This window comes from Sideroxyarcus emersonii (assembly GCF_021654335.1).
Taxonomy (GTDB): Bacteria; Pseudomonadota; Gammaproteobacteria; order Burkholderiales; family Gallionellaceae; genus Sideroxyarcus; species Sideroxyarcus emersonii.
Genome location: NZ_AP023423.1, coordinates 2,041,494 through 2,064,822 on the forward strand (window position 1 = coordinate 2,041,494; position 23,329 = coordinate 2,064,822).

Here is a 23,329-nt window from a genome sequence, read left to right on the forward strand (position 1 = left end):
CCTATTTGTTTCCGTTGCAGGCGGCGGTCTCCACCGTTGCGCCATGCTTGGCCTTGTAGTCCGCCACCGCCGCCTTGATGGCATCTTCCGCCAGGATCGAGCAGTGTATCTTCACCGGCGGCAACGCCAACTCTTCGGCGATATGCGTATTCTTGATCGCCAGCGCCTGATCCACCGTCTTACCCTTGACCCACTCGGTGACCAGCGAACTGGAAGCGATGGCCGAACCGCAACCGTAGGTCTTGAACTTCGCATCCTCGATGATGCCGTCCTTGCCGACCTTGATCTGCAGCTTCATCACGTCGCCGCAAGCGGGTGCGCCGACCATGCCGGTGCCGACGAAGGCATCGTCCTTGTCCAGCGACCCGACGTTGCGCGGGTGTTCATAGTGATCCAATACTTTTTCGCTATAAGCCATTTGTTGCTCCTTTCAGAAGCGGGGAAAAACCGCAGGCGAACCGCTTGCCGGTAATCACCCTGGTTGCCTTGCCGCTTTTAATGTGCGGCCCACTGTACCGAATTCAGGTCGACGCCATCCTTGAACATCTCCCACAGCGGGGACAGGTCACGAAGTTTGGCAATCTTGTCCTGCAACAGTTTCACCACGTAATCCACTTCTTCCACGGTGGTAAAACGTCCCACGGTGAAACGGATCGAACTGTGCGCCAATTCGTCGTTGCGACCCAGGGCACGCAACACGTAGGACGGCTCCAGGCTTGCCGAGGTACAGGCCGAGCCGCTCGACACCGCGACATCCTTGACCGCCATGATCAGCGATTCGCCCTCGACGAAGTTGAAGCTCACGTTCAAATTATGCGGCACGCGATGCTCCATGTCACCGTTCAGGTAGACCTCTTCCATGCCGGACAACCCCTTCCACAGGCGGTCGCGCAACATGCGGATACGTTCATTCTCGGTCGCCATCTCTTCCTTGGCGATACGGAACGCTTCGCCCATGCCGACAATCTGGTGCGTCGGCAATGTGCCCGAGCGGAAGCCGCGCTCGTGCCCGCCGCCGTGCATCTGCGCCTCCAGGCGCACGCGCGGCTTGCGGCGCACATACAGCGCACCGATCCCCTTGGGGCCGTAAGTCTTGTGCGCGGAGAACGACATCAGGTCGACCTTGAGCTTTTGCAGGTCGATCGCCACCTTGCCGGTCGCCTGCGCCGCATCGACATGGAACAGGATGCCGCGTTCACGGCAGATCTCGCCGATGGCGGCGACATCCTGGATCACGCCGATCTCGTTGTTGACCAGCATCACCGACACGATCGAGGTATCCGGACGCAGTGCTGCCTTGAACTTTTCCAGGTCGAGCAGGCCGTTCGGCTCCGGGTCAAGATAGGTCGCCGAGAAACCCTGGCGCTCCAGCTCGCGTACGGTGTCCAGCACCGCCTTGTGCTCGGTCTGCACCGTGACGATGTGCTTGCCCTTGTCGGCATAGAAATTCGCCGCACCCTTCAGCGCCAGGTTGTTGGATTCGGTCGCGCCCGAGGTCCACACGATCTCTTTCGGATCGGCGTTGACCAGCGCCGCGACCTGCTCGCGCGCACGCTCCACCGCCTCGTCCGCCACCCAGCCGAAGGAATGCGAACGCGAAGCGGGATTGCCGAATTTCTCGGTGAGAAACGGAATCATCGCTTTCGCCACGCGCGGATCGACCGGCGTGGTCGCGGAATAGTCCATGTAGATCGGCAGTTGCAACGTCATTTCTTTCCTCCTATAACCACAATAGGCTCACCCGGCCTGCGCCGGTCAGCGGATGGTCAGTTGTACCGATTCAGGCAGGCACGCGTTCCGAGCTGTCGTGCTTTGCCATCATGATGGATGCAGGCATATCAGCACCGTTCCTGCTGGTCTGGCCATCCACCAGTTGCTGGAGATTGATCTTGCTCAGGTATTCGTGGATCGCCTCGTTCAGGCCGAACCACAGGTCATGCGTCATGCAAGGCTTGCCGTTATCGCAATTGCCTTTGGTGCCGCATTGGGTGGCATCCAGCGCTTCATCCACCGCAGTGATGATATCGACCATGCTGATCTTGTTTGCGGGACGCGCCAGGCAATAGCCGCCGCCCGGGCCGCGTACGCTGGCCACCACATTGTTGCGGCGCAGCTTGCCGAACAGCTGCTCCAGATAGGACAGCGAAATCTTCTGCCGCTCGCTGATCCCGGCCAGCGTCACCGGCCCTTTGCCGCTGCGCGTCGCCAAATCCACCATTGCCGTTACCGCAAAACGTCCTTTGGTTGTCAGTCGCATAACCTTACCCCTCTCAAATTTAAACTGTCCCGGCGCATCGCCGCTCGTTACCCCTTTTACTCATGAGGGTGTTACCCCTCCAACATCTGAGGGAATCATAGAATACCTGATTCTTTTAATCAACAATTTTATTTAGATGGTTGGGATCGAACTTATCCGCCGTGGCACGCTCCTCTTCCACCCGCACCCCCATCTTTTCCAGCTGCTGCAGGATGAAATCGATGCGCTGGTCGACCGTGACGCTATGCCCCAGCAATCCGTGGATGGCCTTGGCGAGCGGATCGTTCTGGTCGTTGCCGATGCCGTAGGCGTTAAAACCGTGCGCGACCTTCTTTTCCTCGTCCAGGATGCGCGCGGGGATGCCCGCAGCGGTGGCGCCATCCGGCACGTCCTTCACCACCACCGCATTGGAGCCGATCTTGGCGCCATTGCCGATGTGGATCGGCCCCAGCACCTTCGCCCCCGCGCCGATCACCACGCCATTGCCCACGGTGGGATGGCGCTTGCCCTCCTTCCAGGAAGTGCCGCCCAGGGTCACGCCGTGGTACATGGTCACATCGTCGCCGATCTCGGCCGTCTCGCCGATCACCACGCCCATGCCGTGATCGATGAAGAAACGCCGCCCGATGGTCGCCCCCGGATGAATCTCGATGCCGGTGAACCAGCGTGCGAAGTGCGAAACGAAGCGCGCCAGCCATTTCAATCGCAAGTGCCACAGCGTGTTGGACAGGCGATGAAAGAGGCGCGCATGCAGGCCGGGATAGCAGGTGATCACCTCGAAAGTGGTGCGCGCCGCCGGGTCGCGATCGAATACGCTGCTGATGTCTTCTCTAATGTTGTTGAACATCTGGGTGCTCTTCCGCATAACGTTTCTTCAGACGGGCATTGTACTCGGTTGCCACAGTCAGCATACCGCGCAGGATGTTGATCTCCTCATCCTCCAGACGGGTACGCGAGTACAAGCGGCGCAGCCGCTGCATCAGCCGCGCCGGGTTTTGCGTGGTGAAGAAACCGATCTCGAACAGGGTCTTTTCCAGATGCGCATACAACCCCTCCAGGCGCTCATGCGTCGCAGGCTCGATCTGCGGCACGCGCGGCACGAAGCTTTCCGCCGCCGCCACCAGTTCGTAGGCCATCACCTGCACCGCCGCCGCCACGTTGAGCGAAGAAAACTCCGGATTGGCCGGGATGTTCACCCCCAGCTGCGCCTTGCCCATCTCCTCATTGGTCAGGCCGGACATCTCGGTACCGAAGAGCAGCGCCACCGGTCCTGCCTGCGCTTCCTGCAACAACTGCGGCATCGCCTCGCGCGGCGTCCGCACCGCGATGGAGATATCGCGCAAGCGCGCAGTCATTGCCACGGTAAACACCACGCCCTGCAATGCCTCGTCGATGGAACCGCACACCACGGCGTCCTGCAGGATGTCGTCTGCCCCGGCCGCCATCGCCGTGGCCTGCGCGTCCGGGAAATGGCGTGGATTGATCAGGTACAGATGGCGCAGGCCCATGGTCTTCATCGCCCGCGCCGCGGCGCCGATGTTGCCCGGATGGGTGGTATGGCTCAGCACCACGCGGATGCCGCTCAAAGGATTAGGTTTATTCAAAACGCAATACCAACTAAAATACGCGCCGGATTTCCCCAGCTCATTAAAAAGGTCGTACTGATTATGCACCCCATGCTCAACATCGCGGTGAAGGCCGCGCGTCGTGCCGGAAACCTGATCCACCGCGCCGCCGACAACCTCGACCACCTCACGGTGACCAAGAAATCCCACGCGGATTATGTCAGCGAAGTGGATCGCGCCGCCGAGCGCATCATCATCGAGACCTTGCTGGAAGCCTATCCAGGCCACGCGATTCTAGCAGAAGAGAGCGGCACCCAAGGCCAGTCGGAATACGTCTGGATCATCGATCCGCTCGACGGCACCACCAACTTCCTGCATGGCGTGCCGCAGTATGCCGTCTCCATCGGACTGCAGCACAACGGCGTGCTGACCCAGTCCGTGGTGTACGACCCGACCAAGAACGACCTGTTCACCGCCACGCGCGGGCGCGGCGCTTTCCTCAACGACAAGCGCATCCGCGTCAGCAAGCGCAAGGAAATGATCGACAGCCTGATCGGCACCGGCTTCCCCTACACCCGCTTCGAACACATGGATGCCTACATGGCGATCTTCCGCGAACTGATGCAGAAGAGCGCCGGCCTGCGCCGCCCCGGCGCCGCCTCGCTCGACCTCGCCTGGACCGCTGCCGGCCGTTACGACGGCTTCTTCGAGACCGGCCTCAAGCCCTGGGACATCGCTGCCGGGGCGCTGCTCATCAGCGAAGCGGGCGGCATCGTCACCGACCTCGCCGGCAACCAGGACTATCTCGCCAGCGGCCATGTGTGCGCGGGCAACCCGCACATCCACGAGCAACTGCTGCAGGTGATCGGACCGCACCTCACTCCAGGCTTGAAGGGCTGACCCACGACAGGCATCGGCAGCCCCCGGCATGGATTCCACCCTCCTCGTCCTGACGATCTCGACCATCGCCATCGTCCTGATCTTCGAGTACACCAACGGTTTCCATGACGCCGCCAACATCATCGCCACGGTGATCGCCTCGCGCGCGATGACGCCGGTACAGTCGGTGCTGCTGGTCGCCTTTTTCGAGTTCCTCGGCCCGCTGCTGGGCGGTACGGCGGTGGCCAACACCATCGGCAAACTCATTACGCTGGACGACCTCGATCGCGAACTCGCGCTCACCATCGTGCTGTGCGGACTGGTCGGCGCCATCGCCTGGAACCTGCTCACCTGGTGGCGCGGCATCCCCTCCTCCTCTTCGCACGCCCTGGTGGGCGGTCTGGCCGGGGTGGTTGTGGTATCCGCCGGTTCCAGCCATGTCGCCTGGGGTTTCGCCGAATTGCTGCACGGCGAACTGAACGGCGTCGCCAAAGTGGTCGCCGCACTGGTGCTCTCGCCGGTCATCGGCTTCCTGGTCGGCTATGTGCTGCACAAAACCATGCTGCGGCTGCTGCGCGGCACGCACCCTTCGATCAACCGCGACCTGCGCCACCTGCAGTTCGTCACCTCGGCCGGGCTGGCCTTCTCGCACGGCGCCAACGATGCGCAGAAGAGCATGGGCATCCTGACGCTGGTGCTGGTGCTGGGCGGCTTCATCCCGACCTTCGACGTGCCGTTCTGGGTGATCCTCTCCTGCTCGCTCGCCATCACGCTCGGCATCCTCTCCGGCGGCTGGCAGATCGTGCGCACGCTCGGCTTCTCCATCTACAAGATACGCCCGGTGCATGCGCTGGATTCGCAGATGACCGCCGCCGGCGTGATCTTCAGCTCCTCGCTGTTCGGCGCGCCGGTCTCCACCACGCACGTGGTCGCCTCCTCGATCATGGGCATCGGCGCCTCGGAACGCCCGAAGGCCGTGCGCTGGGGCAAGGCGCTGGAGATCGTCACCGCCTGGCTGATCACCATCCCCGGCGCGGCACTGATGTCGATTTGCTGTTATCTTCTCGTCCAATCGTTCATCTGAGTGACCGCCATGCCCGATGCCTCCAAAACGCTGCTCGCACGCATCCTCGACCGGGTGTTTCCCAAGGTGCCCGATTTCTTCCAGATGCTCACCGAGCAGAACCTCAAGGTCGTCCACACCGTCGACCTGCTGGTCGAATACATGGAGCACGACGGCCCCGCAGTGGCCGATGCGCTCAAGCTGGACGTGCACGAGGCCGACCTGATCAAGGCGCGCAACCTGCACGAACTGAACGACGCCTTCTCCACCCCCATCGACCGCGAGGACATCTACCGCGCCATCACGGCACTGGACGATATCGTGATGTACTGCAAGACCACCGTGCACGAGATGGACGTGCTGGGCGTGGCGCCCGATGCCTTCATGCGCGACATCTCGCAGAACATCAAGGACGGCGTCAATGCATTGGCCAAGGGCTTCGCCCTGCTCGGCAACAAACCCGCCGAAGCCGCGCAATATGCCGATGCCGCGCGCAAGGCCGAACGCCATGCCGAGAAGCAGTACCGCATCGCCCTGTCCACGCTGTTCGAGGGCAACGACTACGTCAACATGTTCAAACGACGCGAGATCTACCGCCACCTGACCAACGCCGCCCATCACATGGCGCAATGTGCCAACACCCTGCACGACATCGTGGTCAAGATCAGTTGAGGCCTGGCGCATGAGTACCGCGGAAAAATCCACCCAGACCCCGATGATGCAGCAGTACCTGCGGCTGAAGTCCCAGCATCAGGACATGCTGCTGTTCTACCGCATGGGCGATTTCTATGAACTGTTCCATGACGACGCGGTGCGCGTCGCCAAGCTGCTCGACATCACCCTCACCCAGCGCGGCGCCTCCGGCGGCCAGCCGATCAAGATGGCCGGCGTGCCCTACCACGCGGCGGAGCAATACCTCGCGCGGCTGGTGAAGATGGGCGAGTCGGTCGCCATCTGCGAACAGATCGGCGACCCGGCCACCAGCAAAGGCCCGGTCGAACGCAAGGTGGTGCGCATCGTCACGCCCGGCACGCTCACCGATTCCGCATTGTTGGAAGAGAAACGCGACAACCTGCTGCTGGCACTGCACCAGAGCCGCAACGAAGTCGGCCTCGCCTGGCTCAACCTCGCCTCCGGCCAGCTCACCATCGCCGAAGTGGATGCCAAACAGTTGCCCGCCGAACTGGAACGGCTGCAGCCTTCCGAGATTCTCTACGCGGAAGGCTCCCTCTCCCCCCGGGAGAGGGGGGAGCAAATTGCAAGCAAGACACTCCCCGAGTGGCACTTCGACCGCGACGCCGCGCACCGCGCGCTGTGCCAGCAGTTCGGCACGCGCGACCTCGCCGGTTTCGGCTGCGAGGAGTTCACGCATGGCCTGAGTGCCGCCGGCGCGCTGCTCGGCTACGCCAAACTGACGCAAGGGCAGAGCATCGCCCACATCCGCAGCGCGCAGGTCTACAGCGCCGATCAGTTCGTGCGCATGGATGCCGCCACCCGCCGCAATCTGGAGATCACCCAGACCCTGCGCGGCGAGCCCGCGCCCACCCTGCTCTCGCTGCTCGACACCTGTGCCACCAACATGGGCAGCCGCCTGCTGGCGCACTGGCTGCACCATCCGCTGCGCAACCGCGAGGTGTTGCGTGCCAGGCTGGATGCGGTGGACGAACTGGACGAGAAATACGCCGCCGTGCACGACCAGCTGAAACCCAGCGTGGACGTGGAGCGCATCACCGCACGCATCGCCCTGAAGAGTGCGAGGCCGCGCGACCTCTCCGGCCTGCGCGACACGCTCAAGCAACTGCCGCAACTCTCTGCGCTGCTGGCGAATGTTGCCGCGCCGCGCATCCGCCGACTCACGAGCGACCTGCAAGCCGATGTCGCGCTGGTCGAGTTGCTGCAGAAGACCCTGAAGGAAGAACCCTCCTCCGTCCTGCGCGAAGGCGGTGTGATCGCCGCCGGCTTCGATTCCGAATTGGATGAACTCAGAGGCATCCAGAACAACTGCGGCGAGTTCCTGCTGGCACTGGAAAGCCGCGAACGCGCCCGCACCGGCATCGACAAGCTCAAGGTGGAATACAACCGCGTGCACGGCTTCTACATCGAAGTGAGCGCGGCCAATGCCAACAAGGTGCCGGACGACTACCGCCGCCGCCAGACGCTAAAGAACGTCGAGCGCTACATCACGCCCGAGCTGAAAGCCTTTGAGGACAAGGCGCTCTCCGCCAACGACCGCGCCCTGGCGCGCGAGAAATTCCTTTACGACCAGTTGCTGGAAAGCCTTGCACCTTCCATCCCGCAACTGCAAGGCATCGCCGCCGCCATCGCCGAGCTGGACGTGCTCGCCACCTTCGCCGAGCGCGCCGCCACGCTCAACTTCTGCGCACCGCAATTCAGCGACGAAGCCCAACTCGTCATCAAGCAAGGCCGTCATCCAGTGGTGCAGGCGCAGGTGGAACAGTTCACGCCGAACGACACCACGCTCAACGCCTCACGCCGCATGCTGCTGATCACCGGCCCCAACATGGGCGGTAAATCGACCTACATGCGCCAGACCGCCATCATCGCGCTGCTCGCGCATGTCGGCTGCTTCGTCCCCGCAGAAGAAGCGGTGCTGGGCGAGATCGACCAGATTTTCACGCGCATCGGCGCATCGGACGACCTCGCCAGCGGACGCTCCACCTTCATGGTCGAAATGACCGAGGCCGCCAACATCCTGCACAACGCCACCGACAAGAGCCTGGTGCTGGTGGACGAGATTGGCCGCGGCACCAGCACTTTCGACGGTCTCGCCCTCGCCTGGGCCATCGCGCGCCACCTGCTGGAACTCAACCGCAGCTACACCCTGTTCGCCACGCACTACTTCGAACTCACGCGGCTGGAAGAAGAATTCAAGCAACTCGCCAACGTGCACCTCGCCGCCGTCGAGCACCAGCACACCATCGTGTTCCTGCATAGCGTCAACGAAGGCGCCGCCAGCCAAAGCTACGGCCTGCAAGTCGCCGCGCTGGCCGGTGTGCCCAATGGCGTCATCCGCAATGCGAAGAAACAGCTAGTGAGATTGGAACAACAGAGCGCCGCGCAGAACCCGCAAGGCGACCTGTTCGCCGCTGCGCCCGAAGCGCCGGAGCCGGAAGAGCATCCGCTGGTGTCGGCGATGCGTGATGTGCAGCCGGATGATCTGAGCCCGAAGGCGGCGTTGGAGAAGATTTATCAGTTGAAGAAGCTGGTGTAGCATAGTCGACACAGGAGGTTCCAATGAGCACAGCCACCCTTTCGAATGACTTCCAGATCGCCCTTCCCAAAGAAGTGCGCGACACCCTCCACCTCAAGCCCGGCCAGGAATTCGAACTCGTCTCCTCTGGCTCGGTCATCCAGTTGATCCCCAAACTTTCAACCGCAGAATTAAAATCCGCCATCGCCGCAGGGATCGCCAGCGGCAAAGGGCACCCGGCAGACGAGGTGTTCGACCGGCTGGAAAGCAAATATCGCCAGCAAACAGGAAAATAAGTAATGGCGCGCTTTTGGATTTCGCCGCTTGCCGAACAAGACCTGGAGGCAATCGGCGATTTCATCGCGCAAGACAATCCGCACCGAGCCATTACCTTCATCGTTGAGTTGCGCAATCAATGCGCCAAAGTCGCCGCCAATCCAAAAGCCTGCCGACTGAGGCCTGAGCTTGGCACGAATATCCGCTCATTCGCTTATGGGAACTATGTGATCTTCTTCCAGGAGAACCGGGATGCACTTTGCATCGTGCGCGTTCTGCATGGAGCGATGGATATTGAAAGCAGGTTTGCGGAAAAATAATTCGAGCCTGGAACCTATAATTATCCTGGAGAAGATTTATCAGTTGAAGAAGTTGCTCTAGGTTCTTCTGACGGCGCGCAGAAGCAAATCCAAAGATTTACTCAATAGCGGAGTCAAGATGCAAGGAGATCCCAGAGTAATAATTAATTACCTGCACGTGAATACCGCTCGATGTCTTGGTACTTATCGGGCACTTATGGTTTATCAGGATACCGAACTATTCCAGAATAACTTCTGGAGAATTTGCGCCAACTCAGCGCACGACTCAGGAGTCGTTCAATGGTGCAGTCTGTTTGGTTCAAATGGTGAAGATAATCCGACGCACTGGTCGCGATCTGGAGTAAGTAATATATCCAATAGAGACGAGTTTATAAGTAAAGTGCTAAGTCCTATAGCTATACCTTTTGACCAGTGGCAACAACAGCACTCTGCTCTGCTGGAATACAGAAATAAGAACATTGCACACATTGAGTTGGACGACTGGTACAGGGCGATTCCAAGTTTTGATATGGCTATTAAAGTACTATTTCAAAGTTACATTGTTTTCATGAATAGCACCGACCACAACCTAAGAAACGAATACGATCGGACGATCGAAAGAGCAAATTCTACGATCTCGCAATTTATCAGAAACAACTAAAACAGCTAAAGGGGTCAGATTCGCATTTGATTACCGGTAGAGTAATCAGAGACAGACCACTGTTTCCCGCGCTGCTGCGGCTACACCAGCAGCGCATCCCAACACCCCTACTACCCGTGCCCATTTTTATTGCCCGAGCACAGGCGTACGATCATGCGCAGATAAATCTGCGCTCGATCCCACCATAGACATCATGCCAACCCAAGATACACAGACCGGCTTGCAGCTGGATAATCAATTTGCCCGCGAGGTGCCCGGCATGTGTGTGCCCTGGCGACCTGCGCCCGCTCCCGCACCGCGCTGGTTGCAGTTCAACGAGGCACTGGCGCATGAGCTGGGGCTGGATGCGCAGGCTTTGCGGGGCGATGCCGGGCTTGCGGTGTTTTCGGGCCAGCAGATTCCCGAGGGGGCCGAGCCGGTGGCGCAGGCGTATGCCGGGCATCAGTTCGGTCATTACTCGCCGCGTCTGGGGGATGGTCGTGCTTTGCTGCTGGGCGAGATCGTCGCGCCTTCCGGGCAGCGTTTCGATCTGGCGTTCAAGGGTTCCGGCCCCACGCCGTTTGCGCGCAACGGGGATGGCAAGGCGGCGGTGGGGCCGGTGCTGCGCGAGTTTCTGGTGGCCGAGGCCATGCATGTGATGGGCGTGCCGACAACGCGGGTGCTGGCCGCGGTGGCGACGGGTGAAGTGATCCGCCGCGAAAGGCCCTTGCCCGGTGCGATCCTCGCCCGTGTCGCGGCCAGCCATCTGCGCGTGGGCAGTTTTGAATATGCAGCGCGTGCCCGTGATACCTCATTGCTGGGCCAACTTGCCGAGCATGCGATCGCGCGCCATGCCCCGCAGCTATCTGGCCAGCCGCAGCGCTATCTCGGCTTGCTGGAACAGGTGGTGGAACGACAGGCACAGTTGATCGCGCAGTGGATGGGGCTGGGTTTCATCCACGGGGTGATGAACACCGACAACATGACCATCTCGGGCCAGACCATAGACTACGGGCCGTGTGCGTTCATGGAGCATTTCGATCCGGAGACGGTGTTCAGTTCGATCGACCAGGAGGGACGCTATGCCTGGACCAACCAGCCCGCCATCGCGCACTGGAACCTGTCGCGCCTGGCCGAGGCGCTGTTGCCGCTGATCGATGAAGACGAAACTCGCGCAGCTGAACTGGCAACGGCAATCCTCAATAGATATGAATCCCATCTGTCGACCTGCTGGTCTGATCTGCTGCGCAGCAAGGTGGGATTGCCGGATGGTGCAGACGGGGCAAGCCGGCTGGCGGCCGAGTATCTGCGCTTGTTGCAGCGCAGCAAAGTGGATTTCACGCTGGGCTGGCGCCGTCTGGGCGAAGCTGCCGCGGGTAACGATGCACCCTTGCGTGCCCTGTTCGGCGAGCATGTCGCCGCACTGGATGAGTGGCTCGCCCGTTGGCGCAAGCTGTTCGGCAACGTGCCGGGAAGCGAACGTGCGCAGGCGATGGCGAAGGTGAACCCCATGGTCATTCCGCGCAATCATCTGGTGGAACAGGCGCTGGAAGCGGCCACTGATTACGATGACCTTGCCCCGTTCGAGCGCTTGCTGGCCGAGGTGCGCCGCCCCTACGATACGCGTGCCGACGACGATCCTTACATCCAGCCCGCGACGCGCGAAGCGACGGCAAACTACCAGACTTTCTGCGGGACCTGAAGGCTGACTATCAGCGCCCGCTTTGCCTCCCCGCCACCGCTTCAATCAACCGGCGCGAAACGCGGTACCGTTCGCCCCTCATGCTGCACCGACTCAAAGAACACCTCCTTGGGGCGCGCCCAGATCAATCCCTCTTCCGATTTGTAGATCATCAGGGTGACGTTGGGGTCGGCCTCCAGCTTCGCTTCGCAGACGATCTCGTAGATGCCTCCCTTGTAGTGCCGGTATTTCATTGCTCCTCCCTGACAAATTCCAATGCGCGGATTTTACTGCCTGCGGCTCACGCCGCCCGCTCTGCCGGCAGCATTTCCGGCCTGAAGCTCAAATCCATCTCTTCGTTGTATATATCACTCCCGTCAGGGGCATTTTGGCGGATACGCCATCTCCCGAATAACGGCGTAAGATGTATCAGTGATGTTGGTGATTCACTCCACGTACTTTGAAGCAGCAGGTTGCGGACGCGCTTCCGGCAAGATGCCTTGCGCAAACCTGACGATTGAAAGGAACGGACATGAAACACTCCAAGTATCTCATCGTCGGCGGCGGGATGACGGCCGATTCGGCGATCCGCAGCATCCGCAACATCGACCCCGGCGGTGCCATCGCGCTGTTCAGCGACGAGCATGACCCGCCCTACGACCGCCCTCCGCTGTCCAAATCCCTGTGGAAGACGCAGTCGTTCGACACCATCTGGCGCAGCCTCAACGGCCTCAATATCGACCTGCATCTGGGCCGCAAGGTGGTGGCGCTGGACGCGGAGGAAAAGACGGTGACGGACGATGCCGGCCGCGATTTCACCTACGAGAAACTGTTGCTGGCCACCGGCGGCTCGGTACGGCGCCTGCCGGATGCCGACGACAGCGTAATCTACTTCAGGACACTGGCAGACTACCGCAAGCTGCGTTCACTAAGCGAGCACGGGACGGATTTCGTGGTGATCGGCGGCGGTTTCATCGGTTCGGAAGTCGCCGCGGCACTGGCCATGAACGGAAAACGGGTAACGATGCTTTTTCCCTCCAACGCCATCGGCTCGCGCGTCTATCCGGCCTCCCTGGCAACGTTCCTGAACGCCTATTACCAGGAAAAAGGCGTGACGCTGCTCGCTGCCGAAACGGTGAAGTCGGTGCACAGGTCTGGCGACAAGGTCGTCGTCACCACGGGCAAGGGCCGGCAGCTCGTGGCCGACGGGGTGGTAGCGGGGCTGGGCATCCAGCCCAACACGCAACTGGCCGAGCAGGCCGGCCTGAAGGTGGACAACGGCATCGTGGTCGACGAGTTGCTGCGCACCAGCAATCTCGACATCTATGCCGCCGGCGATGTGGCGAACTTCTACAGCGCCGCGCTGGACAAGCGCATGCGCGTGGAGCATGAAGACAATGCCAACGTGATGGGCGAGATGGCCGGTCGGAACATGACCGGACAATCGGACATCTACAGCCACCAGCCGTTCTTCTATTCCGACTTGTTCGATCTGGGCTATGAAGCGGTGGGCGAGCTGGATTCCGCTTTCGATATCGTCGAGGACTGGCAGGAGCCGTTCCGCAAGGGGGTCGTCTACTACCTGCGCGACGGCCGCGTGCGCGGCGTGCTGCTGTGGAACACCTGGGGACAGGTCGAGGCGGCCACCCAGCTGATTGCGGAGAAAGCCGAACACTCGCGTTCGACCCTGCTGGGGCGCATCAGCGATTAGGCCGCTCGCGGCCTCCGGCCCGATGCACGGGTGGGCTTGCGCCGGTGCCGGCTACTCCCTGGCGGGCAGCGAGACTTCGTTGCTGGCCAGGTCGATGTGGTTCTTCTTCAGGTAGGCGAGGAATTCCAGCGCGGTGGCACTGGCGTCCAGCTTGGCCGCATCGTTGGGCAGCAGGAAGATGGAGATGTCGCGCTCCACGATCTGCAGGCCGCTTTCCGATGCCGTATCGACGATGTACTTGATCTTGTCGAGCAGCTTCTCCTCTGCCGGGGCAAACGGCAGCAGGATCCAGAAATCGGCCCCCTCGCGCGACACCAGGTCGGTCTTGCGGAAGGAGCGGCGCAGGGAATGCGCAACCTCGTCCAGCTTCTGTGCCGCTTTTTGCGCGCCGTAGGTTTCGCCCAGCAGACGCGAGGTTTCGAAATTGATATGGGCGAGGCCGAACTGCAGCCCGCCGGAGTAACGCTTGGTGACTGCCAGCAGCCATTCCAGTGTGAACAGGAATTTGTCGCGGGCTTCAAAGTCTTCGTGTGACATAAGCACCTCCGCCTGGATGTTTCGATTACACCGCAGATCACTGCGCCAGTGGCGCCCGGTGACTGCCCTGCAATGCATATTCAAGAACCAGCCGTTCGATCGATCTTTGCCCTTGAATTGTTATGAGCACCGATCACAATCCGAAAAAACCGCTGTGCATCGACATCCTCCTGCGATCACCATACCATAAAGCAAAACCACATCCAATCGGATGGATCATCAGGGTGTGCCCGGCAATTCCGGGAGACGCGGAAAATTCCGATAATCAACCTGTTGCAGGAAAGTCCCAAACCGACAAGGAGCCGACACATGAGCGAGCGTTACTTCACGAAGCAGACCTTCTCTTTTCTTGCCGCGCTGGCAGAGAACAACGAGCGCGAATGGTTCGCGGCACACCAGCAGGATTACGAGGATTTCGTGCGGACACCCGCGCTGGATTTGATCAGCGACATGTCGGACGAGATGCCGGCGATCTCGCGCCACTTCCTGGCCCAGCCGAAGAAAGTGGGCGGCTCGCTGATGCGCATCCATCGCGATACGCGCTTCAGCCGCGACAAGACGCCGTACAAGACCAATATCGGTATCCAGTTCCGCCACGAGGCGGACAAGGACATCCATGCGCCCGGCTATTACCTGCACATCGAACCGGGCGAGTGTTTCGTGGCCATCGGCCTGTGGCATCCGGACGCCGATGCGCTGTTCAAGATACGCGAGGCCATCGTGCAGAACGGCGATGCCTGGGTGGCAGCACGCGATGACAAGACCTTCAACCGCCATTTCACGCTGGAAGGCGATGTGCTGGCCAACGCGCCGCGCGGGTTCGCCAAAAACCATGCGCTGGTGGAAGACCTGAAGCGCAAGGATTTCATCGGCCTGGCCAGCCTGAGCGAGGCGACGGCGACTTCGAAGAACCTGCGTCCGCAGGTGGTGGAGCGTTTCAGGCAGGCAGCGCCCTACATGAGTTTCCTGTGCAAGGCGCTGGAATTGCGTTTCTAGGCTGGGCTAATAGCTGGACGAATCGGGCTGTGCAGGTGCCGTAACCGGACCGACCGGCGATTGCATCGAGGTGTCCCTGGGCTGCGGTGCGGCTCGCGGAGCCACCGCAGCAGGGCTGCTTGCCGCAGCTTGCGCGGCGCGTTGCGGAGTGCGGGGAACGGCGGATACCGCGCCGGCGGATTGCGTTGCCGGCAACGGTTTGCGCGGCAAGCCGACGTAGGGCATTCCCGGCTGCCTGGGCTGTGCCGGTTGCGGTGCCACCTGGCTTGCGGCAAGGGGCCTGGCCGCCTCCACCATCGATGCGCTGGCGGCCTCGGCCGGTGCCGGCTTGCTTGCCAGCGGCGGCCTGACAGGGAACGGCCTGTGGATCGGAGTGGCGGGATGCACGCCCGATGCCGGTTGCGGCGCACTCCTGGCGACGAGCTCCGGTTTGGCGATCTCTGGTTTGATCGTTTCGGTCTGCGCCGGAACTGCCGGCACGCGCTCCATCGGCGGCGCTACGACAGGTGCGGGGGCGGGGGCGGGCGCCGGCTCGGGCTGGAAGGGCCGCGCCATCTCACGCTCGTCCATGCCGGCATGCGGCAGCGAGTCTGCGCTCTGCAAGGCATCGACCGGACGGAAGGCGAGCCAGCCTTGCCAGGCGATGGCGGCGACCGCCACGATGACGACCAGCCACAGCGCGCGGCGGACATTGTCGTGCTTGCGGATGATGCGGACCTTGGCCCGGCCGAAGATGTTGTGGGTGATCTCTGCCTCGCCGATCTCGGTCCAGACGCTAGGCGAGGCGGGGGGCAGCAGCTGGCGGTCTGAAATATCGAGTTGGCTGTTCTCGTGGCTCATTGTCTGCGCTCCCTGAATATTGCAGATCGACGGTGACATGATAACAAGTAATCGTCATGCCCGCGCGTGCCGGGATCGCCCCGGGCGCGCGATCCCCGCTACTCCAGCGACAGCTCGATCTTGTCCAGCACGATGGGAGGTTGCTGCGGCTTTTCCGCCTGCGCCAGTTCCTGCTGCTGTTTTTCCTGCTGCTGCTTGGCCAGTTGTGCCGCCTCGTACTGGCGCTTGTGCTCTTCCTGCGCGGCCAGTTCCTTCTTCCGTTCTTCTTCCAGCTCCTCCGGCGTCTTGTGCACATGCAGCGACAGCTCGATACCCGATGCGTCGCCCGGTTCGCCGCGCTTGCTCTTGAGCTTGATGTTCAGGCGCAGTTCGTTGGCGGAGTCGGCGTTGCGGATGGCCTCCTCGTAGGAGATGTAGCCTTCGTTGTACAGCTCGAACAGCGACCAGTCGAAGGTACGCATGCCGAGTTCGCGCGATTTTTCCATGATGCCCTTGATCTCATGGAATTCGCCCTTGAATATCTTGTCGGCGATGATCGGCGTGTTGAGCAGGATCTCGATGGCGGCCTTGCGCCCCTTGCCATCCTGGGTGCGCACCAGCCGCTGCGAGATGAGCGCGCGCATGTTGGCGGAGAGGTCCATCAGCAGCTGGTTGCGGCGCTCTTCGGGGAAGAAGTTGATGATGCGGTCGATGGTCTGGTTGGTGCTGTTGGCATGCAGCGTACCCAGGCACAGGTGGCCGGTCTCGGCGAAGGCGATGGCGTGCTCCATGGTCTCGGCATCGCGGATCTCGCCGATGAGGATGACGTCCGGCGCCTGGCGCAGCGTGTTCTTCAGCGCGTGATGCCAGCTGTGCGTATCCACGCCCACTTCGCGGTGGGTGATCAACGACTGCTTGGACTGGTGCACATACTCGACCGGGTCCTCGACGGTGATGATATGTCCCTTGGAGGTGCTGTTGCGATGGTCGATCATCGCGGCCAGCGAGGTGGATTTGCCGGAGCCTGTGCCGCCGACCACCAGCACCAGCCCGCGCTTGTGCATGATGACTTCCTTGAGCACTTCCGGCAGGCCCAGCTTCTCGAAATTCGGGATCTCGGCGGCGATGGTGCGGATGACCATGCCGACGTTCTGCTGCTGCACGAACACGTTGACGCGGAAGCGCGACACGCCAGGCACGGAGATGGCGAAGTTGCATTCCATCTCCTTCTCGAACTCCGCGCGCTGCCCCTCGTTCATCAGCGCATACGCCAGCTGGCGGGTGATCGCCCCGTTGAGCTTCTGCGAGGTCATCGGCGTCATCTCGCCGTGCGCCTTCATGCTGGGCGGAAAGTCGTTCGAGATGAACAGGTCGGAGCCCCCTGCCCTGCTCATGGCAGTGAGCAGTTTGATGATGTATTCGTATGCCTGCTGGTCGGAGAGCCCTGATGACATCGCATTTCCTCGCTACGGTTGTTCCAGTGGGATGAGCGGCGCATTTTAGCAGCCCGCGATGCGGGTTTTGTGTTTTTAGGATATCGTCCGCCTATCTCGTTCGGGGAGCAGACATGAGGCAGCGCGTGTTGATTTTGGGTTACGGCAAGATGGGCCATGCCATGGAGAGCCTGGTGGCCGACAGGCATGATGTCCGCATCTGGAACCTGGGCACCGTGGTCAAGGGCGGACATGCGACGCTGGAGGAAGAGGTCGCCGACGCCCAGGTGATCCTGTTCTGCCTGCCGGTGAATCCGCACCACGAGATCGCCAGCCGCATCGCCCCCTATCTGGCGCAGGGCAGCCTGTGCCTGACCATCGCCAAGGGGCTGGACGAATCGGGGCGGACCGCGGCACAGATCTTCGAGCGCGTGCTCACGGGCGGGCGTCACTACGGCGTGGTGTACGGCCCGATGATCTCGGCGGAGATTCTGGCGGGGCGGCATGCCTTCGCCGATGTGGTGCTGTCCGACATGGGCGATTTCGACATCATCCAGAGCCTGTTCCACGGCGGCAAGCTGGTGTGCCAGCAGGCCTCGGACATGCATGGTCGCAGCTGGTCGGTGATCCTGAAGAACGTGTACGCCATCATGTTCGGCGTATCGGACGAATTGAAACTGGGCAACAACATGCGCGGCCACCTGATGGTCGCCGCGATCTCCGAACTGTCGGGCATCGTGCAGTCGTTCGGCGGGCAGGCACATACTCCCTACAGTTACGCCGGGCTGGGCGACCTGCTGACCACGGCCACCAGCGAGGATTCGCATCATCATGCGCTCGGGCGGCAGCTGGTGCGCGGCGAGTGGTCGGACATCTCCGGCGAGGGCGTGCACACCTTGCAGATGGTGGAGAAGTTCCACCCGTTCGAGTGGCGCGCCTATCCGCTGTTCTCGCTGGCGCACGACATCGTCACACAGCCTGCGACGCTGCGGGAACGGGTGGAGGATTACCTGAAGCAGCTGCGGGAGATGGAAAGCTGCGCGATCTGAGGGCGGACCGGGGGAACGGTCCCTAGCCTGGCTTTGCCATCGCGGCAAAGCTCGATATCTTGCTGAGCAGTTCGCCCATGTTTTTTGCCTTGGCTTCCAGTTCCGCCGACTTCGCCTGTTCCTGCCTGAGGCTTTCCTTGTGCTGTTCGACGGTACGCATGAGTTCGAGCGATTTCTTCCGCTCTTCTTCAAGCTGCGCGTTCTTCTTTGCCATCTCGCCCGCCTCAAGCTCAGCCAGTGCCTTCACCTTGGCTTCCATCTCGGCCATCTTCTTCGCAAGCTCGGCCGATCTGGCCTGTTCCTGCTTGAGGCTTTCGCGCAGCTGGACGATGGTCTTCAGGTGTTCGAGCGACTTGCTCCGCTCTTCTTCGAGCAGCGCACTGATTTTGGCGAGCTCAAGGGATTTCTTCTCCTCTTCCGCAAGACTGGCCTGCGTGGCGACGCTCTTGGTCTCGCCTGTATATGCCCGGAGCTTTAATGTCTTTTCCATGGGGGCTATTCTCTTGAATTCGGGTCGGCAGCGCAACACCCGGCTTCGCCGAACGGTCCGGCGGGATTTCTCCTTATAATGCCTGCCTTGATACCTGCATAACCCGATCGCATTCGATGCCCCATCTCGTCGTCTCCATCTCCGGCCACGGTTTCGGCCATGTCGCACAGACCGCTCCCATCCTGAACCTGCTGCATGAACGCATGCCGCAGCTGCGCCTCACAGTGCGCTCTGCGGTACCGCCCATGCACCTGAAATCGCGCATCAAGGCGCCGTTCCAGCAGCTGGGCAGCGAGGGCGACATCGGCATGATGATGTCGTCGGCGCTGGATGTGCGTGCCGAGGAGAGCCGGGACGCCTATCGTGCCTTCCATGCCGACTGGGATGCGCGCGTCGCCGACGAGGCGCGCCTGCTGCGCGAGCTCGGTGCGGACATGGTGCTCTCCAACGTAGGTTATCTCGCGCTGGCGGGGGCACAGCGTGCAGGCATCGCCAATGCCGCGCTGTGTTCGCTGAACTGGTTCGACATCTACCGCCACTATTGCGGCGACGATGCCATTGCGGCGCAGATACGCGGCTGCTACGCCGGAGCGGATGCATTCCTGCGCACCACACCGGGTATGGCGATGGATACGCTCCCCAACCTCGTCCCGGTCGGCCCCATCGCGGCCATTGGGCACGACAGGCGCGACGATCTGCGCCGCCATCTGCGGCTTTCCCGCGACGAACGCCTGGTGCTGGTGAGCATGGGCGGTATCGCCAGCCGCTTGCCGATGGAAGGCTGGCCGCACATCGACGGCGTGCGCTGGCTGGTGCAGGACAGCTGGCAGGTGCGGCGCTCGGATGCCGTGGTGCTGGAGTCGCTGCCGATGGGGTTCGACGACCTGCTGGCCAGCTGCGATGCGCTGCTGTGCAAACCGGGTTATGGCAGCTTCGTCGAAGCCGCCTGCAGCGGCACGCCGGTGTTGTTCGTGAGCCGCGAAGGCTGGCCGGAAGCGCCGCCCCTGGTCGAATGGCTGGGACGGCACGGCGTATGCCGGGAAGTCCCGCGCAGGCAGATGGAAAGCGGGGACATCGCGGATGCGCTGTTCGGCCTCTGGTCCGCGCCTGCGGCCATGCTGCTGCAGCCGGACGGCACGGCACAGGCGGCGGACTGGATCAGCCAGCGGCTATCCCTTTCGGGGGATTGATTTCACCCCGCCTGAGCGGCAGGATGGGCTTTCTCAACCAGCTGAAGGGATTGCCATGATCGAGTACATCTTCTTCGATATCGCACTGCGCGATAAATTCGTGTCCTATGTGGAAAAGCGCGGCGTGCCCTACACGGCGCCCGAGGACAACATGGGCATGGTGGTGGCGATCCCCGAGGAGATTCCCGAGTTGGTGTCGGACGATATCGAGGAATACTACAACACGCTGGAGGACGAGCAGGAAGCGCAGAGCGAGACCGAAGGCGACCTGAAACGGCTGGCCGGCTTCCGCTTCAATCTACCGAACGGGGAATCGCGCATGCTGCCGCTGCAAACGGCGTTGGCCAACCGCCTGCTGGCGAGCTTCTCGCTGGAGGAGATCCAGGCCTTGTTCGATGCCGTGGCATACTGTACGCTGAACCCGAACGACGAGCATCTGTGCCACATACTGGCGGCCCAAAAAGGCAAAGATTAAACCGTCGTTCGCCCGATAAAAAAGCCCGCTCAAGCGGGCTTTTTATTCGCGGCACGGTCGCTCAGTGATGGTGGCCGCCTTCGCCGTGCACGTGCCCGTGCGACAATTCCTCTGCCGTGGCGGGACGCACGCCGGTGATGACACCGGAGAAGATGAGGGTCTTGCCGGCAAGCGGGTGGTTGCCGTCCACGGTGACTTCGTCGTCGGTGACTTCGGTGACGGTATAGAGCATGTAGTCTTCGTCGTCGTCACCTTCGGCGCCGCCTTCGAACTGCATGCCGACGGCGACATCCTTGGGGAACATGCTGCGCGGCTCGGCACGCACCAGTTCGTGTTCGTATTCGCCGAACGCATCGTCCGGGTCCATGCTGACGGAGAACTTGTCGCCGATGGCTTTGCCGTGCAGCGCCTCTTCGACGATGGGGAAGATACCGTCGTAACCGCCATGCAGGTAACTGATGGGGTCGGCATTCTTCTCCAACAGCGCGCCGCTGGCATCGGTCAATTCGTAGGTCAGCGAGACAACGGCGTTCTTTTCGATCTTCATTTCATTTCCTTTATCAATTTAAGAATCTCATGGGCATGTCCATGGGCATGGACGCCGTACAAGACGTGGCGCAACTGGCCCTCTTTCCCGATGATGAAAGTGGAGCGCTGGATGGAGAGTTTTTTCTGGCCATCCACTTCCTTCTCGTACAACACGCCGTATTTCTTGCAGATGCGTCCATCGGTATCGGACAGCAACTGCACCGAGAGGCCGTACTTGTCGCGGAAACTGGCGTGGCTGATGCAATCGTCGCGGCTGACACCCACCACGATGGTGTCATGCCTGGCGAACTCGTCTATATGATCGCTGAATTCGTTCGCCTCCATCGTGCATCCAGGCGTGTCGTCCTTGGGATAGAAGTAAAGCACGACGTTCTTGCCGCGCTGCCCGTTCAAGCTGAACATCTGCATGTCTGCATCAGCCAGCTCGAATTGAGGTGCTTCTGTTCCAACCTGTAATGGCATAGCCGCCCTCCTGCTTGGGACATTCTAACCGAGTTTTATTTTGTGCCAAACGATTTTACGAGAGAATATAATCCTTGCATGAATACCAAACTTGCCCTGCTCGGGGGATTGAGCGTCAACGAATTCTTGCGCGATTACTGGCAGAAAAAACCTTTACTGATCCGCCAGGCCATCCCCGGTTTCAAGGGCTTGCTGGGTCCGCAGCAGTTGGTCGAACTGGCCTGCCGCGACGATGTGCAGGCGCGCCTGGTCACTTACCAGCGCAAGCAGTGGAAATTGCGCCATGAACCTTTCGAACCCGCAGATTTCGAAGGGCTTTCGAAAAAAGGCCAATGGTCGGTGCTAGTGCAGGGCATCAATCACTTCCTGCCGCAGGCCTCCGAACTCGTACAGCGTTTCAACTTCATCCCGCATGCACGCCTCGACGACCTGATGGTGAGCTACGCCCCCAGGGGCGGCGGAGTCGGCCCTCACTTTGATGCTTACGATGTGTTCCTGCTGCAGGGGCTGGGGCATCGGCGCTGGCAGATATCGACGCAGAAAGACCGCACGCTGGTGGAAGGGGCGCCATTACGCCTGCTGCAGAACTTCAAGGTGGAGCAGGAATGGGTGCTGGAAGCAGGCGATATGCTGTACCTGCCGCCGCACTGCGGACACAATGGCATCGCCGAAGACGACTGCATGACCTATTCCATCGGCTTCCGCACGCCGTGGTACCAGGAACTGGCGGAGCAGTTCCTCGTCTACCTGCAAGACCGCATCGAGATCGAGGGTACTTATGCCGACCCCGACCTGAAAGTGCAGAAACATCCTTCGGAACTCGGCGCAGACATGCTGCAGCAGGTTGGTCGCGCCATCCGCAAGGTGAAATGGGACGACGAGGACGTGGCGAACTTCCTCGGCAGTTACCTCTCGGAACCCAAATCGCACATCTTCTTCGATGCACCCGCCAGGCCCCTGAACGAAGCGCGTTTCGCGCAGGCGTTGCTGCAGCGCGGTGTCGTGCTCGATCTCAAGACCCAGATGCTGTGCCACAGCAATACCATCTTCATCAACGGCGACGCATATCCGGTCGGCCAGGGCAGCTATCGCATCCTGCGCGACCTGGCCGACGCAAGGCGCCTGCCGCCCTCCTGCAAACTCACGCGCGAGGCTGCAGATCTGCTATACCAATGGTATCTGGATGGATATCTGGCGCCGCGTACCAGATAATTTCAGGGACGGACAGACATGAGTGACGATACCTTGCAACATACCCAGTTCGACGGCGTGGCGGATTACATCGCGGCACTGGATACGGTGTGCGCATCCGCGCAGCACACCCTGAACATCTTCGAGCAGAATTTCGAGGAAATCGGCTTCAATTCCGAAGCCCGTTACGACACCTTGCGCCGCTTTCTGCTGGCCAGTGCGATCAACCGCCTGAACCTGCTGGCGCATGATCCGCAGCACCTGATCCGCTACTGCCCGCGCATGATGATGTTGCTGCGGCAGTTCGGCCACAGCATGTATATCTACCAGACGCCACAGAGCCTGCAGCACATTTCCGAGCCATTCGCCGTCGCCGACGACGCGCATTATGTGCGCCGCTACCATTTTGACGATACGCGCGGCCTGCTGGCCATGCACGATCCGGAAGAGGCGCGCCGCCTGAATTCGCGTTTCCACGAGATGTGGGCCTCGTCCCATCCCTGCGCTTCCGGTACCACGCTAGGCCTTTAACGCCATTACAGGCCTAGCAATTTCC

Annotated in this window: 24 protein-coding genes and 2 pseudogenes; 14 read left to right on the plus strand and 12 right to left on the minus strand. The window is 61.2% G+C overall.

The genetic code is table 11. The annotated features are described in order from the left end of the window. Position 1: 1 nt before the first annotated feature. The 5 genes from iscU to L6418_RS09830 form a co-directional block, all read right to left on the minus strand. Entirely contained in the window at positions 2 to 418 is a 417-nt protein-coding gene (iscU, locus tag L6418_RS09810; RefSeq protein ID WP_237246741.1) for a Fe-S cluster assembly scaffold IscU, read from the minus strand. Between the two features lie 77 nt (positions 419 to 495). Beyond that, positions 496 to 1,710: an IscS subfamily cysteine desulfurase gene (locus L6418_RS09815; protein WP_269807807.1), complete on the minus strand. Its 1,215-nt coding sequence runs from the start codon at positions 1,708 to 1,710 to the stop codon at positions 496 to 498. A 70-nt stretch (positions 1,711 to 1,780) separates the two neighbouring features. Then, on the minus strand, positions 1,781 to 2,257 hold the full coding sequence (locus L6418_RS09820; RefSeq protein WP_237246742.1) for a Fe-S cluster assembly transcription factor: 477 nt from the start codon (positions 2,255 to 2,257) through the stop codon (positions 1,781 to 1,783). Positions 2,258 to 2,372: 115 nt separating this feature from the next. Further along, positions 2,373 to 3,104: a serine O-acetyltransferase gene (gene cysE / locus L6418_RS09825; protein WP_237246743.1), complete on the minus strand. Its 732-nt coding sequence runs from the start codon at positions 3,102 to 3,104 to the stop codon at positions 2,373 to 2,375. Further along, entirely contained in the window at positions 3,088 to 3,861 is a 774-nt protein-coding gene (locus L6418_RS09830; RefSeq protein ID WP_237246744.1) for an RNA methyltransferase, read from the minus strand. Before L6418_RS09830 ends, cysE begins: the two co-directional genes overlap by 17 nt. Positions 3,862 to 3,924: 63 nt before the next feature. On the opposite strand from L6418_RS09830, the gene L6418_RS09835 reads away from it, so the two are divergent. From L6418_RS09835 to L6418_RS09865, 7 genes are all read left to right on the plus strand, one after another. Next, positions 3,925 to 4,722 (plus strand): inositol monophosphatase family protein, encoded by a 798-nt coding sequence (locus L6418_RS09835; protein WP_237246745.1) that lies wholly within the window; start codon positions 3,925 to 3,927, stop codon positions 4,720 to 4,722. A 28-nt stretch (positions 4,723 to 4,750) separates the two neighbouring features. Continuing rightward, positions 4,751 to 5,785 (plus strand): inorganic phosphate transporter, encoded by a 1,035-nt coding sequence (locus tag L6418_RS09840; protein ID WP_237246746.1) that lies wholly within the window; start codon positions 4,751 to 4,753, stop codon positions 5,783 to 5,785. A gap of 9 nt (positions 5,786 to 5,794) precedes the next feature. After that, positions 5,795 to 6,436, plus strand: coding sequence for a DUF47 domain-containing protein (locus L6418_RS09845; protein WP_237246747.1), 642 nt, complete (start codon positions 5,795 to 5,797; stop codon positions 6,434 to 6,436). A 10-nt stretch (positions 6,437 to 6,446) separates the two neighbouring features. After that, a complete protein-coding gene (gene mutS, locus L6418_RS09850) occupies positions 6,447 to 8,996 on the plus strand; it encodes a DNA mismatch repair protein MutS (RefSeq protein ID WP_237246748.1) in 2,550 nt (849 codons plus the stop codon). 23 nt (positions 8,997 to 9,019) lie between these two features. Further along, entirely contained in the window at positions 9,020 to 9,271 is a 252-nt protein-coding gene (locus tag L6418_RS09855; RefSeq protein ID WP_237246749.1) for an AbrB/MazE/SpoVT family DNA-binding domain-containing protein, read from the plus strand. A gap of 3 nt (positions 9,272 to 9,274) precedes the next feature. Beyond that, positions 9,275 to 9,571 (plus strand): type II toxin-antitoxin system RelE/ParE family toxin, encoded by a 297-nt coding sequence (locus L6418_RS09860; RefSeq protein WP_237246750.1) that lies wholly within the window; start codon positions 9,275 to 9,277, stop codon positions 9,569 to 9,571. Between the two features lie 833 nt (positions 9,572 to 10,404). Then, complete coding sequence (locus L6418_RS09865) at positions 10,405 to 11,892, plus strand: YdiU family protein (RefSeq protein ID WP_237246751.1); 1,488 nt, start codon at positions 10,405 to 10,407, stop codon at positions 11,890 to 11,892. Between the two features lie 41 nt (positions 11,893 to 11,933). On the opposite strand, the gene L6418_RS09870 is transcribed toward L6418_RS09865, so the two are convergent. Then, positions 11,934 to 12,125 (minus strand): DUF1653 domain-containing protein, encoded by a 192-nt coding sequence (locus tag L6418_RS09870; protein ID WP_237246752.1) that lies wholly within the window; start codon positions 12,123 to 12,125, stop codon positions 11,934 to 11,936. 278 nt (positions 12,126 to 12,403) lie between these two features. Here L6418_RS09870 and L6418_RS09875 point away from each other — a divergent pair, with 278 nt between their 5' ends. Continuing rightward, positions 12,404 to 13,582 carry an NAD(P)/FAD-dependent oxidoreductase gene (locus L6418_RS09875; protein ID WP_237246753.1) on the plus strand — a complete coding sequence of 393 codons (1,179 nt, stop codon included), beginning with the start codon at positions 12,404 to 12,406 and terminating at the stop codon, positions 13,580 to 13,582. 51 nt (positions 13,583 to 13,633) lie between these two features. Here L6418_RS09875 and L6418_RS09880 read toward each other — a convergent pair whose 3' ends face one another. Beyond that, a complete protein-coding gene (locus L6418_RS09880) occupies positions 13,634 to 14,119 on the minus strand; it encodes a diguanylate cyclase domain-containing protein (RefSeq protein ID WP_237246754.1) in 486 nt (161 codons plus the stop codon). A gap of 309 nt (positions 14,120 to 14,428) precedes the next feature. On the opposite strand from L6418_RS09880, the gene L6418_RS09885 reads away from it, so the two are divergent. After that, a complete protein-coding gene (locus L6418_RS09885) occupies positions 14,429 to 15,115 on the plus strand; it encodes a DUF2461 domain-containing protein (RefSeq protein WP_237246755.1) in 687 nt (228 codons plus the stop codon). A 6-nt stretch (positions 15,116 to 15,121) separates the two neighbouring features. Here the strand turns inward: L6418_RS09885 and L6418_RS09890 are convergent, their stop codons facing one another. Both L6418_RS09890 and L6418_RS09895 read right to left on the minus strand, forming a co-directional pair. Beyond that, positions 15,122 to 15,955 carry a hypothetical protein gene (locus L6418_RS09890; RefSeq protein WP_237246756.1) on the minus strand — a complete coding sequence of 278 codons (834 nt, stop codon included), beginning with the start codon at positions 15,953 to 15,955 and terminating at the stop codon, positions 15,122 to 15,124. A 314-nt stretch (positions 15,956 to 16,269) separates the two neighbouring features. Beyond that, a pseudogene (locus tag L6418_RS09895) lies at positions 16,270 to 17,388 on the minus strand (PilT/PilU family type 4a pilus ATPase); the annotation flags it as partial. 113 nt (positions 17,389 to 17,501) lie between these two features. Here L6418_RS09895 and L6418_RS09900 point away from each other — a divergent pair. Beyond that, positions 17,502 to 18,416 carry a hypothetical protein gene (locus L6418_RS09900; protein WP_237246758.1) on the plus strand — a complete coding sequence of 305 codons (915 nt, stop codon included), beginning with the start codon at positions 17,502 to 17,504 and terminating at the stop codon, positions 18,414 to 18,416. 22 nt (positions 18,417 to 18,438) lie between these two features. Here L6418_RS09900 and L6418_RS09905 read toward each other — a convergent pair whose 3' ends face one another. Next, a complete protein-coding gene (locus L6418_RS09905) occupies positions 18,439 to 18,906 on the minus strand; it encodes a hypothetical protein (RefSeq protein ID WP_237246759.1) in 468 nt (155 codons plus the stop codon). A gap of 116 nt (positions 18,907 to 19,022) precedes the next feature. Between L6418_RS09905 and L6418_RS09910 the strand changes: the two genes are divergently transcribed. Then, positions 19,023 to 20,096, plus strand: coding sequence for a hypothetical protein (locus L6418_RS09910; protein WP_237246760.1), 1,074 nt, complete (start codon positions 19,023 to 19,025; stop codon positions 20,094 to 20,096). Positions 20,097 to 20,151: 55 nt separating this feature from the next. Continuing rightward, positions 20,152 to 20,571: a hypothetical protein gene (locus L6418_RS09915; protein ID WP_237246761.1), complete on the plus strand. Its 420-nt coding sequence runs from the start codon at positions 20,152 to 20,154 to the stop codon at positions 20,569 to 20,571. 61 nt (positions 20,572 to 20,632) lie between these two features. On the opposite strand, the gene L6418_RS09920 is transcribed toward L6418_RS09915, so the two are convergent. Together L6418_RS09920 and L6418_RS09925 are read right to left on the minus strand one after the other, a co-directional pair. Next, complete coding sequence (locus L6418_RS09920) at positions 20,633 to 21,118, minus strand: peptidylprolyl isomerase (protein ID WP_237246762.1); 486 nt, start codon at positions 21,116 to 21,118, stop codon at positions 20,633 to 20,635. Continuing rightward, positions 21,115 to 21,585: pseudogene (locus tag L6418_RS09925) on the minus strand (peroxiredoxin); the annotation flags it as partial. The pseudogene L6418_RS09925 and the gene L6418_RS09920, both read right to left, overlap by 4 nt. Positions 21,586 to 21,660: 75 nt before the next feature. On the opposite strand from L6418_RS09925, the gene L6418_RS09930 reads away from it, so the two are divergent. Together L6418_RS09930 and L6418_RS09935 are read left to right on the plus strand one after the other, a co-directional pair. Then, complete coding sequence (locus tag L6418_RS09930; protein ID WP_237246764.1) at positions 21,661 to 22,794, plus strand: cupin domain-containing protein; 1,134 nt, start codon at positions 21,661 to 21,663, stop codon at positions 22,792 to 22,794. Positions 22,795 to 22,812: 18 nt separating this feature from the next. Then, positions 22,813 to 23,304: a hypothetical protein gene (locus L6418_RS09935; RefSeq protein WP_237246765.1), complete on the plus strand. Its 492-nt coding sequence runs from the start codon at positions 22,813 to 22,815 to the stop codon at positions 23,302 to 23,304. Positions 23,305 to 23,329: the final 25 nt, after the last annotated feature.